Origin of the sequence: Amycolatopsis sp. NPDC059027 (genome assembly GCF_042739735.1) — a bacterium.
GTDB lineage: Bacteria > Actinomycetota > Actinomycetes > Mycobacteriales > Pseudonocardiaceae > Amycolatopsis.
The window spans coordinates 2,648-14,199 of sequence record NZ_JBHYIK010000045.1 but is presented as its reverse complement, the minus strand read 5'-3'; the positions used below and the strand labels follow the sequence as shown (position 1 = coordinate 14,199).

Below are 11,552 nucleotides of genomic sequence, written 5' to 3'. Positions count from 1 at the left end.
GGGGTCGGCGGGGTCGCCTGGCGGGGCCGCTCTCCGACACCCCCACCCCCCCAGCCCCGCCCGCCGGGCGGGGGCCCGCGCCCCGCGCCCCCCCCGGCCCGCGAGCGGGTCGCCGGGGGCCCCCCCGGTCCGGCTGGCCGCGGGCGACATCGCCCTCGTCCGGGGAACCGGCCGCTACACCGTCGCCGACGACCCGGCCACGCCGCCGGAGGTCGAGGTCCGCGGCGGCAGGAAGTACTTCATCGGCGGGGAGGAAGTGGTGCACGCCAACCAGAATCTCGCTCCCCGCAGTTACGGCGACGGTCTGCCGGGAGCGACGGTCCTGCTCCGCGGCGCCTACGAACTCCGCGGCGACGTGGGCGACCGCCTGCTGAACATGCTCCCGCCGCTGGCGGTCGTACCCGCCGGGCCGCGGACGCGGGCGGCTCTGGACCTGCTCGCCGCCGAGATCGCGCACGACGAACCCGGTCAGGACGCGGTCCTCGACCGGTTGCTCGATCTCGTACTGGTGCTGGCCTTGCGCGCGTGGTGCGCCCGGTCGGAGGCGACCTCGCCCGCCTGGTACCGGGCGCTGGCCGATCCCGCCATCGGCGACGCACTGCGTCTCCTGCACGCGGACCCCGCCCACCCTTGGACGGTCGCCGGGCTGGCCGCGAAGGTCGGCATGTCCCGGGCCGCCTTTTCGGCCCGTTTCACCGGACTGGTCGGCGAGCCCCCGCTCACCTACCTCACCGGCTGGCGGATGACCTTGGGAGCCGACCTGCTGCGCGACACCGAGGCGACCGTCGCCACCGTGGCCCGCGAAGTCGGCTACGAGAACGCGTTCGCCTTCAGCGTGGCGTTCAAGCGCGTTCGCGGCGTGAACCCGTCGGCCTGGCGCCGCGAACCGCATTGAGCGCTCTGAAGGCCCGTCACTCGCGTGATTGAGCACGTAACTCACGTGACGGGAGACAGTCCGTCTCTGATCACGGGTGGTACGTCGTTCGCGACAGACCATGGCACGGGTGTGTACAGCGTAGACATCGACGTGTACGGTGTAGACATGGGAGAACCGGGAACCGCTGAGAGAATCGCGTCGGTGGCGTTGGCCATCCTGGTGCACGAGGGCGCGCAGGCCGTGACGATGCGCCGGGTGGCGGCGGAGGCCGGGGTGACCGCGATGGCGACCTATCGCCATTACCCGAATCGCGAAGCATTGCTGCGCAAGGTCGCCGACGACGCTTTCGCGGAAATCGGTAAGGACTGGGGACACCGCACGGAGGCCGGCGACTTCGAGACCCGGCTTCACGGCCTGATGCGCGATTTCCTCGATTTCGCGCTCGGCAAGCCGAATCTGTACCGGTTTCTGCTGACGGACCGGCGCGACGAGGCACGCAGGTTCCCGGAAGACTTCCGGGACGGTGCCTCACCCGCGTTCTCCCCCGTGCTCGAAGCCGTCGAACAGGCCATCCGCGAGGGAGTGCTCCGCTCCGGCGACGCCATCGAGGTCACGCTCGCCATCACGATGCCGGTCGTGGGACTGGTCCAGTTCTATCTCGGTGGCCGGATAGGGCTGAGCGAGAAGGATTTCCGCGCCTTGTGCGCACGAACCGTGGAGCGGGTTCTCGACGGCACCCGGAAATAGCCGTCACCAAGGGGGAATTTTCCATGGACACCACCGAGAACAGCGAAGAAACCGCACCGAAGCCCCGCCGGAAACGCCGCACGCGCCGGATCGTGCTGACAGCGATCGCGGTGCTGCTGGTGCTCGTCGTCGGCGGGGCGTTCGTACTCGCCTGGCAGGTCAGCGACTCCGCCATGAAACCCGACCACCAGTACTACACCCACCCCGACCACTCCGACGTCGTACTCGCGGTGAAGCACACCGGCGGCGGGACGAGCGTGGTGATCGGCTCTCCCGGCAAACACACCCGGCGGCACGGAACGTTCCGGATGGTCTGGGACGGCACGGAAGCGACCGTCGGCGACATCATCGCCGAGTCCCCGGGTTCGGTGGAACGGCCGATCCTCGGCGGACCCGCCCCGTCGACAGGCGCCACGGTCGACGTGACCAGCGTGATGATGACCGACCCGAAAACCTCGTACGGGATGGACTATTCCGAGGTCTCGGTGCCCACGGAACTCGGCCCCGCGCCCGCCTGGTACATCCCGGCCGCCGGGCCGTCCGCTTCGACCTGGGTGATCGCCGTGCACGGCCAGAACGGGCGGCGCAACGCCATGCTCGCCACGCCCATCCTCCATCGGCTCGGCCTGCCGGTCCTCGCGATCACCTACCGGAACGACGAAGGGGCGCCCGCCTCCGCGGACGGGCTGATGCACTACGGCGAGTCCGAGTACCGGGACGTGGAATCGGCGGTCCGCTACGCGCAGGGCAAGGGCGCCACGAAGATCGTGCTCTACGGCGGCTCGATGGGCGGGCAGATCGCCGGCCAGTTCCTCGCCCGCTCTCCCCTGGCCACCACCGTCACCGCGACGCTGCTCGACTCGCCGTTGCTCAGCATGCCGATGGTCGGCGAGTTCACCGCACGCCAGTACGGCGCGCCCGCCCCGATGACCTGGCTGATCAACCAGGTGATCCGGTGGCGCACCGGCGTCGACATGAACCAGCTCGACCTGATCAACCGTCCTCCGGCCACCAAACCGCCCACACTGCTCTTCGCCGGTGCGTCCGACAGTGAGGCGCCGGTCCGGATGGACCGCGATTTCGTCGAAGCGGCAAGGAAAAACCAGTGGCCGGTGGAGTACCACGAGTTCCCCGGCGCCGAACACGTCGAGTCGTGGAACTCCGACCCCGTCCGCTACGAGCAGGCGATCACCGGCTTCTTCGGCCGCACGCTCGCCAAGACGGGCTAGCCACGAAACCCGTCAAAGATCCATCGGCAGCACGCCCGGTTCGAGCAGCCGTCGCGGGCCACAGCCCTCGGTCGCCAGCACGTCGTCCGGATTGACGCTCCGGCACCGGTCGATGGACAGGCAGCCGCAGCCGACGCAGTCGGTGAACCGGTCGCGGATCTGGGTGAGCCGGTGGATCCGCGCGGTGAGCCGGGCGTTCCAGTGCTCGGCGAGCCGTTCCCAGTCGCGCCGGGTCGGCACCCGGTTCTCCGGCAGCAGCTCCAGCGCGTCGCGGACCTCGGCCAGCGGGATGCCGACGTGGTGGGCGATCTTGACCAGCGCGACCCGGCGCAGCGCCTCCCGCCGGTAGCGACGCTGGTTGCCGCTGGTGCGCCTGCTGGTGATCAGGCCCTGACGTTCGTAGAAATGCAGTGCGGACACCGAAACGCCGCTGCGGCGCGCGAGCTGGCCGACGGTCAGCTCCGCGGGCAGCGGACCCTCGCCTTGTGACACGGACCTCATGGACGTTGACCTTAACAATTGTTGAGGTTCTACGGTCGTGAGCATGACCGAAACGACCGTCGCCGGGGTACGGCGACCACCGAAACCCCTGCTGGCGACACTGCTCGGGGTCAGCACCATGACCATCATGGCCAGCGCGACGATCACCCCGGCACTGCCGGGAATGGAGCAGCACTTCGCCGGGGTGCCGCACGCCGAACTCCTGGTGCGGCTCGTGCTGACCCTGCCGGGCCTGGCGATCATGATCGCCGCGCCGCTGCTGGCCCGGCTGAGCGGCCGGATCGGCCGCGTGCCCGTCCTCCTCGGCTGCCTGGTGCTGTACACGGTGGGAGGCGGGTCCGGGCTCGTGCTCGACTCGCTGCCCGCCCTGCTCGTCGGGCGCGCCCTGCTCGGCGTCGGCATCGCGGGCGTCATGACGACGTCGACCGCGTTGCTCGCCGATCACCACCCCACGAGCGAACACGGCCGGGTGCTCGGCCTGCAGGGAGCGGCGATGGGCTTCGGCGGGGTCGTCGCGCTGCTGCTGGGCGGTCTGCTGGCCGCGATGAGCTGGCGGGGACCGTTCGCCGTCTACCTGCTGGCGGTGCCGTTGCTGCTCCTGGTGCTCCGGTACGTCCCGGAGGCGGAGGTCCGCCAGGCGGACACCGAAGACGCGCCCAGCGCCTCGCCGTGGAAACCGCGGCTGCTCGGCCTGTACGCGTTGATGTTCCTCGGCGTCGTCGTGTTCTACACCGTGCCGACCCAGGCGCCGTTCTGGCTGGCGAAGGTGAGCGGCGCGGGCCCGGTCGTCGCGGGGGTGTCCATCGCCGCGGTCAACCTCGTGATGACGGTGGTGGGCCTGAACTACCGGCGCATCCGCGCGCGCTGGGACTTCCGGCCGCTGGCGATCGGCATGTTCGCGGCCTTCGCCGCCGGGCTCCTGGTGATCGGCTCGTCGAGTACACTGTGGACGTTCGGGATCGGGCTGCTGGTGGTCGGCGCCGGCGTCGGCCTGCAGAACCCGACGGTCAACGGCTGGGTGGTCGCGTCGGTCTCCCCCGGCGCGCGGACCAAGGCGCTCGGCCTGCTCACCTCGGCGCTGTTCCTCGGCCAGTTCGCCTCGCCGCTGATCGCGCAGCCGGTGATCGACGCCGCCGGGCTCGGCCACACGTTCCTGTTCGCCGGCGGGCTCGCCGCTGTCGTCGCCGTGGTGCTCGCCGGAATCCACTTCCTCCGCCGCCGGGAGCCCTCCCGCCCGGCGTGACTAGGTTCCCGGCGGTGAACGACGGAACCACCCCGGGAGCGCCGATGACACCCAGGACCCTGTTCGGACGCGCCGCGGCGATCGCCGTGCTGGCGGTACCGTTCGTGTGCTCCACCGCGAACGGCGCCCCCGGTGCGGCATCGGCGTGCACGCGGCACGTCACCGATCAGCGCTCGATGGACACGATCACGCCGGGCGACGTCGTCTGCGTCGACGACGCCGGCACCACGAAACGGTTGAAGATCACCAAGGGCGGCACGGCGGACAAGCCCGTGATCTACCGGGGCGAAGGCCGGCGGGCCGGGGGAATCGACGTCCGCGCGAACAACGTCATCGTGGACGGGTTCGCGCTGAACCGGCCCTCCGCACCCGGGATCGACGCACGCGGGAACAACGTCACCATCCGGGACAACACCGTCACCGCGCCGCAGGGGGGCGACGGCGACGGGCTGCGGTTCTTCGGCGACGACGTGAAGATCCTGCACAACACCATCTCGCACACCGACAACAGCACCGGGGCGCACGCCGACTGCATGCAGACCTTCGCCACCGACGACCAGCATCTGGCCAGCAGCCGCGTGCTGATCGCGGGCAACCGGTGCGAACACGTCGACAACATGTGCCTGATGGCCGAGGGACCGCACTCCATGGCCGGGGACGGCAGCGGCAAGGGCGTCTCCGAGTACTGGCTGTTCCTCGGCAACTACTGCGAAACCCGGCTCGGCTCGCAGGCGGTGATGATCGACGACGTCCAGCACCTCACCCTCATCGGCAACACCTGGGCGGCGGGACCCGACCACGCCATCGGCCTGCAGAACCATTCGACCCACGCGTTCGTGTGGGCCAACCGGCTCGATCCGTCCATCCCGTGCGAGGTCGGGATCGACGACTCCTCGCGGAAGGGGTACCACGGGCCCGCTCCTCGTTGCGCCCCGTGATCGACAGCGCGGGCAGCGTTCGCACGTTTGGTCGACACGGGCGCCGCCCGTCCGCTGCGATGCTCGACCTGAGGTGATGACGATGGTCGAGGATCGGCTCGTGGGCCCGGTGTTCGGGGCCGAGGGCGCCGACTGGCAGCTGACGGTGGAGTCACGGGCCCGCCGGGTGCGGGCCGATCTCGCGGCGTACGAACACCTCCCTGGCACGGAGCACGCCCGGCACGCGGCCATGGCGTCACTGAAGGTGGTCGACGCGGCCTTGCGGGGCGCGCCACGCCGGTGGTGGTCGGTGGCGTCGTGGTGGTCGGGCTGGCACATCGAGCGGGCCTGGCGGGCCCTGCACGAGGCCGAGATCTCCGCGATGTCGATCGACCCCGAGCTGCCCGGCAGGCTGCCGGGCCTGCGGGCGAGGATCGACGTCTACCTGCCGTGCGAGGATCCGCGTTCGCAGGCGCTGCAAGGACTGGACCTCTCCGGCGGGGTCACCGCGGCCGATCGCGCGGTCGTGGTGGACGCGCTCCGCGCCGCCTTCGACGCGTCCGACGACGCGCACGCCGCGGCCCGCGCGCTGCGCAACAAGCTCGTGCTCGCGACCGTGGCGCTGTTCGTCCTCAACACCGTGCTCGGCGTCATCGGCATCGTCCGGCCGGGACTGGTTCCGCTGTGCATCCCGGCGCAGCAGTCCGGTCCGTCCGCGATGGTCTGCCCCAGCGGGGGAACCACGCCGACCGGCTGGGACGTCTGGCTGGCGCAGATGTTCGGCACGCTCGGGGCGGGCTTGTCGGTCGTGGTCCTGCTGATCCGGCGGCGTCCCGAGGTGACGCCGTACGTGCTGACCGGGTACCAGGCGCTCATCAAGGTGCTGTTCGGCGCGACGCTCGCCGTGGTCGGCCTGCTGGCGTTCAGCGCCGGGCTCGCGCAGGGCATCGTCTGCATCAGCTCGCAGTCCGCGCTGCTGCTGTGGTCGGTACTGCTCGGCTACGCGCAGCACGTCGGCACCCGCATGCTCGACAAGTACGCCGACCGGATCATGGACGACGTCCGCCCCGTGCCGGAACAGCCCGTCGAACGGCCGCAGCCACGGGGGTAAACGGGATCAGACGCTGCGCAGCACCGACACGACGGTGCCGAGCACCACGGCCTCGTCGCCGTCGATGACCTCGTAGTCGGGGTTGCGCGGCTCGAGGTAGACGTGGCCGTTACGGCGGCGGTACACCTTGACCGTGGCCTCGCCGTCGATCATCGCGGCGACGATCTGTCCCGAATGGGCCTCCGACTGCTGGCGCACCACGACGATGTCCCCGTCGCAGATCGCGGCGTCGATCATCGAGTCACCGCGCACCCGCAGGCCGAAGACGGTGCCGCGCCCGGTCAGGCCACGAGGCAGCGTGAGCAGGTCGTCGACGTGTTCCTCGGCCGAGATCGGCGTGCCCGCCGCGATGTCGCCGACCACGGGCACGCTCACCGAGTCCTCGGAGGCCGCGCTCGCCTTCGGCTCCTGGAGGAACACCCGCACGTCCATCGGCCGCGACACCGAGGAACCACGCCGCAGGAAACCCCGCTCCTCCAGGCTCGCCAGATGCTTCGACACCGTCGAGGACGAGCGAAGGCCCACCGCGTCGCCGATTTCCCGGGTGCTCGGCGAATACCCGTACCGGACCACCCAGTCCCGGATCGCGACGAGGATCCGCTGCTGGCGTTCCGGCAGGGTCGAGGTGTCCAGATGCTCGAAGACGTCGTCGTAGGCGGTCACCCGCGGAATCCTAGAGGCCTGGTCAGCCGCGTTTGGTGCCGGGCTAGGCGTTCTTCTCCTTGAGCCGCTTCGCCTCCTTGCGGACCTCGGCCTGGGTGGCGCGTTCCCGCACCAGCCAGTCGGGACTCTCCGCCTTCAGCTCCTCGATCTGTTCGGTGGTGAGCGGGTCGGTGATCCCGCCGCGCGCGAGACCGCCGATGGAGACGCCCAGCTTCGCGGCGATCACGGGCCGGGGATGCGGGCCGTTGCGGCGCAGGTCGCGGAGCCACTCGGGCGGGTCGGCCTGCAGGGCGTTCAGCTCGTCGCGCGAGACGACACCCTCCTGGAACTCGGCGGGGGTGGCTTCGAGGTACACACCCAGCTTCTTCGCCGCCGTCGCGGGCTTCATCGTCTGGGTGCTCTTGTGCGACGTCATCGGTCAAGCGTAACGACCGTGTTCACGCCCGGTAGTCTGACCCGGTGACCGGCCCGGACGTCCCCGCATCCTTCAAGCTCGCATACGTCCCCGGCGTGATCCCGGCCAAGTGGGTGCGGATCTGGCAGGAGCGGTACCCCGGGACGCCGCTGGAGCTGGCCGGGGTGTCCGCCGCCGACGCGGCCACGCTGGTGCGGGAGCGCGACGCCGACGCGGCCCTCCTGCGCCTGCCGATCGACCGCGCCGGCCTGCACGCCATCCCGCTCTACACCGAGACGACCGTGGTCGTGTGCCCGAAGGACCACCTCCTCGCCGCGGCCGACGAAGTGTCCACAGAGGACTTGGCCGACGACGTCGTGCTGCATCCCCTCGATGACACGCTCGACTGGGAACGGCCTCCCGGACAGCCCGCGATCGAGCGGCCGGTCACCACCGCGGGCGCTATCGAACTGGTGGCGGCCGGCGTCGGGCTGCTCGTCGTCCCGCAGTCGCTCGCCCGGCTGCATCACCGCAGGGACCTCACCTACCGGCCCCTCACGGACGCCCCTCAGTCACGCGTCGCGCTGTCGTGGCTGGAGGAGGAGACGACCGACCTGATGGAGCAGTTCATCGGGATCGTCCGCGGCCGGACCGTCAACAGCACGCGCGGCCGCCCGGCGCCGGAACCGGCGAAGCGGAGGCCCGCCGCCGCGAAGACCGGGAAGACCACGGCGGACAAGCGAGGTGGCGGGAGTTCCCGCCGAAGCACGGGCAGGCCCCAGGGCGGCAAACGCGGGAAACCGCGCCGCCGTTCGTAGCCCACCATCCACTCAGGACTGTCCACTTCGGAGCAATGGTCACTGTGCCCTCGGGAGTGCGGCCAGCAGTTCCGGGACACCGGGCGCCGCGCGCAGCGGGCCGAGCCGCTTACCGAAGTGCCGGAGGTAGGCGTCGAGCCGCGAGGAATTCACGTGACGGGCCGTGGTGACCGCCTCGCGACCGTACGAACACGCGCCCTCCGCCTCACCGGCGGAAGCATGTGCCGCCGCCAGTACCGACAGGCGCAGTCCGTGTGAACGGGTGAACCCGGGCCGGATGTGCGTCGCGCTGTCGGTCAGCGCGATCACCCGGGCCGGTACGCCAAGTGCGAGATACGCCTCCGCGGCGTCGGCCTGCATCCGCGAGTGGTCGAGGAAGTCGATGTACGGCGGATCCTCGTCCCGTTCGGCGTCGGCGCGTTCGAGCAGCCCTTCGGCCGCGGACAGCGCCGCCTCCGTCGCGGGCCGGTCGCCGGCGCGGGCGTGCCCGCGGGCCTCGGCGATCCGGACGAACGCGAGCACCCGGGGCGTCGCGGAGTGCCGGGCGATGGCCGAGGCACCCTGCGCCAGATCGATCGCGGTTTCGGCGTCGCCGAGGTAGACCGCCTGAAAGGCCGCGGACGCCAGCGTGTACGCGCCGAACTGGACGTCACCGGCGGCCTGGGCGTACCGCAACGCCTGTACGAACCTCGCCTGCGCCTCTCGCTGGACGCCCGTGTCGAAGGCGCTCCACGCCGACAGCCGCGTCAGCACCGAAACGGCGGAGAACAACTCACGCCCGACCGCGTCGGTGTAGGTCCCGCCGAGCAACGGCGCGGCTTCGGTGGCCAGACAGCGATCCACCATGGCACTCGGCGTCAGCCCGCCGATCGCGGAGTCGAGGTGCCTCGCCGCCTCCGCCTGGACCCGGAGCCGCTCCACATCCGCCATGCCGATCCGCGGCCCGCCACGATGACCGGCGTCCTCCTCGCGCGGGTTGGACACCCAGCGGGCCAACGGGCGCAGGAACACGGCGGCGCAGGGCAGGGCGACGGCGAAGGTTCGGCGATCCACGGTGCTCCAGTAGGTTCGTGCGGCATCCACCGCCTGGCCGAGTCCACGCGAGTAGACGAAACCCGCGTTCTCGGCACCGGACGGCGCCATGCCGATATCGGCCGGGGAGATCGGGTGACCGAGCTTCGCGCCGAGCGCGTCGGCGATCAGCGTCGGCACCGGCGGGCGGGGAACCCGGCCGGCCAGCCAGCGTGCCACGGCGGTGTGCCCGTACCGCAGGTCCAGCCCGGCCGCGGCGCCGAGATCGTCGACGCGCCGCGCGAGTCCCTTGTGGCTCACGCCCGCCTGGCTCATCACCGCACGGAGGCGGTGGTTGGCGACGAGTTCGCTCATCGGGTCGCTCCCCTGTCGCAGGTGTTCCTGCCCGAGTCACCGGCTCTCACTGTAGCGACCGGCGGCCGCGACGGTCAGTGCCGCGCTCCCCGCTGTGCCTGTGCGCCCCCTTGTGCGCCCTCCCCAGCGACGCCCGCCGACGGTTCCCTGGTACCCAAAGCCGCATCGATGGCGCCACCCTCGAAGCCAGGGAGAGCCCCGTGACCACACCCACGCGCACCACCGCCGGCCAGGTCGCCACCGCGGCCACACTGCTCACCGCCTGTCTGGCGGCCGCCGCACTGTGCGGCGAAAACGGGACGGCGGACCTACTCGAGGTGTTCAAGGACCTGACCGCCCTCGGCGCCGGGCTGCGCGTCGCCGTCGAAGCGCTGCGCCCGCATCGCCGTACGCGCCGGACCCGTGGCCGGACCTCGCCACCTGAGCCATCCCACACCGGCGAAACCATTTCGATCCGAAATGGACGGACGAAAATCCTTGCCGGGAAAGAAGAATGACATCCCTGCCCGCGCGGGTCACCGCACGGTGAACATGTGGAACAATCCGTCGCCGTTCTCCGGCACGGGCCGGAAACCCGCCCGTGCCAGGAGATCCTCCGCCTCGTGCCGCTCGAAGATCCGGATCCGGGATCGCTGACGGGCGACGACGACCTCTCCGTCGGTGACCCGGTAGTCCTTGATCACCATGCCGTTGCCTTCCTCGCGGACTTCCTGCGAATACACGAACCCGTTCCGCAGGCGCTGCTGATGATCGACGTGCGGCCGTTGGACCGACAACACCACCATGCCCTCCGGCTTGAGGCAGTCCCGCACGTTCTCGAGCGCTCGCAGGTTTTCGCTGTCGGTCGGTAACAGACTGGCCAGCCGGACGTCGTCACCGGCACGGGTGCAGGCCCAGACACCGCCAATGGAGTACGCGACGTCATAAGCCCGCGGCAGCGTCAGGCGCAGGACGTCCTGGTGTTCGAGCGTCACCCGTGTACCGAGACGGCGCCGGGCCACCGCCAGCATGCTTGCACTGTGGTCGATCCCGGTGAGCCGCACGCCGGTGTCAGCCAGCTCCAGGATCTTCTCGCAGACCAGGCCGGTGCCGACCCCGATCTCCACCAGGTCCGCACGGGGTCCGATCACCGTCAACAGCGCCCGTGCATAGGCGTCGTAGTCGTAATACCCCGATGTCATCACCAGGTCGTAATGACTCGCCAAGCCCGCGTAGGAATCCTCCATACCCCGGCAAACTACCGGCGACCGGGCTTTTCGCCCACACTCCGGCAGGTCGAGGCACGCAGGTGCAGCGCGGGGTCGACGACGAGGGCTTCGGGCTTCGGCCGGTTCCCCGGCCCCGGCGAGCCTGGCGAGCATGAGTTCGACGGCGTGTTCGGCGAGCCGCTCGTGGTTGAGGTCCATCGCGCAGCGAACGCGCGCTCGGGTTGGGGTCGTAGCCCAGTTCGGCGGCGAGGCGGGCGAACCCCCCGCGCGTCGTCCTCAATCCGGGCACGGAGCACGCGCGGGAAATGCTCAAAGCCAACAGCCTGCGCGTCCGTGAGGGCGACGTCCTCCGGTGCGAGTCCGGCGACGGAGGCGGCTACGGCACACCAGCCGGATAGTGTCCTTTGTGGACCAATGCGCCGTGAAGGCCTCCTTACCGGCGGCGAACGCCGGTAAGG

Annotated in this window: 13 protein-coding genes; 8 read left to right on the top strand and 5 right to left on the bottom strand. The window is 70.7% G+C overall.

The features are described 5' to 3' along the window. From ACFWY9_RS28170 to ACFWY9_RS28160, 3 genes are all read left to right on the top strand, one after another. Positions 1-895: AraC family transcriptional regulator (locus ACFWY9_RS28170; RefSeq protein ID WP_378340297.1), on the top strand; the 895-nt coding region annotated here is incomplete at its 5' end. 183 nt (positions 896-1,078) lie between these two features. Further along, complete coding sequence (locus ACFWY9_RS28165; RefSeq protein ID WP_378340296.1) at positions 1,079-1,624, top strand: TetR/AcrR family transcriptional regulator; 546 nt, start codon at positions 1,079-1,081, stop codon at positions 1,622-1,624. A gap of 23 nt (positions 1,625-1,647) precedes the next feature. After that, positions 1,648-2,853, top strand: a complete 1,206-nt coding sequence (locus tag ACFWY9_RS28160; protein ID WP_378340295.1) for an alpha/beta hydrolase family protein — start codon at positions 1,648-1,650, stop codon at positions 2,851-2,853. 12 nt (positions 2,854-2,865) lie between these two features. Here the strand turns inward: ACFWY9_RS28160 and soxR are convergent, their stop codons facing one another. Then, a complete protein-coding gene (soxR, locus tag ACFWY9_RS28155; protein WP_378330079.1) occupies positions 2,866-3,354 on the bottom strand; it encodes a redox-sensitive transcriptional activator SoxR in 489 nt (162 codons plus the stop codon). A gap of 43 nt (positions 3,355-3,397) precedes the next feature. On the opposite strand from soxR, the gene ACFWY9_RS28150 reads away from it, so the two are divergent. The 3 genes from ACFWY9_RS28150 (at position 3,398) to ACFWY9_RS28140 (ending at position 6,625) form a co-directional block, all read left to right on the top strand. Further along, positions 3,398-4,597: an MFS transporter gene (locus ACFWY9_RS28150; protein WP_378331597.1), complete on the top strand. Its 1,200-nt coding sequence runs from the start codon at positions 3,398-3,400 to the stop codon at positions 4,595-4,597. Positions 4,598-4,641: 44 nt separating this feature from the next. Continuing rightward, positions 4,642-5,535: a hypothetical protein gene (locus tag ACFWY9_RS28145; protein ID WP_378340294.1), complete on the top strand. Its 894-nt coding sequence runs from the start codon at positions 4,642-4,644 to the stop codon at positions 5,533-5,535. A gap of 82 nt (positions 5,536-5,617) precedes the next feature. Beyond that, positions 5,618-6,625, top strand: a complete 1,008-nt coding sequence (locus ACFWY9_RS28140; RefSeq protein ID WP_378340293.1) for a hypothetical protein — start codon at positions 5,618-5,620, stop codon at positions 6,623-6,625. 6 nt (positions 6,626-6,631) lie between these two features. Here the strand turns inward: ACFWY9_RS28140 and lexA are convergent, their stop codons facing one another. Further along, positions 6,632-7,288, bottom strand: coding sequence for a transcriptional repressor LexA (gene lexA, locus ACFWY9_RS28135; RefSeq protein WP_378331600.1), 657 nt, complete (start codon positions 7,286-7,288; stop codon positions 6,632-6,634). Between the two features lie 43 nt (positions 7,289-7,331). After that, positions 7,332-7,703 (bottom strand): DUF5997 family protein, encoded by a 372-nt coding sequence (locus ACFWY9_RS28130; RefSeq protein ID WP_378331601.1) that lies wholly within the window; start codon positions 7,701-7,703, stop codon positions 7,332-7,334. A gap of 44 nt (positions 7,704-7,747) precedes the next feature. On the opposite strand from ACFWY9_RS28130, the gene ACFWY9_RS28125 reads away from it, so the two are divergent. Further along, positions 7,748-8,500, top strand: a complete 753-nt coding sequence (locus ACFWY9_RS28125) for a LysR family transcriptional regulator substrate-binding protein (protein ID WP_378340292.1) — start codon at positions 7,748-7,750, stop codon at positions 8,498-8,500. Between the two features lie 39 nt (positions 8,501-8,539). On the opposite strand, the gene ACFWY9_RS28120 is transcribed toward ACFWY9_RS28125, so the two are convergent. Further along, positions 8,540-9,886 (bottom strand): hypothetical protein, encoded by a 1,347-nt coding sequence (locus ACFWY9_RS28120; RefSeq protein ID WP_378340291.1) that lies wholly within the window; start codon positions 9,884-9,886, stop codon positions 8,540-8,542. 200 nt (positions 9,887-10,086) lie between these two features. On the opposite strand from ACFWY9_RS28120, the gene ACFWY9_RS28115 reads away from it, so the two are divergent. Next, a complete protein-coding gene (locus ACFWY9_RS28115) occupies positions 10,087-10,383 on the top strand; it encodes a hypothetical protein (protein ID WP_378331605.1) in 297 nt (98 codons plus the stop codon). Positions 10,384-10,401: 18 nt separating this feature from the next. On the opposite strand, the gene ACFWY9_RS28110 is transcribed toward ACFWY9_RS28115, so the two are convergent. Continuing rightward, a complete protein-coding gene (locus tag ACFWY9_RS28110) occupies positions 10,402-11,112 on the bottom strand; it encodes a class I SAM-dependent DNA methyltransferase (protein ID WP_378340290.1) in 711 nt (236 codons plus the stop codon). Between the last annotated feature and the right edge of the window lie 440 nt (positions 11,113-11,552).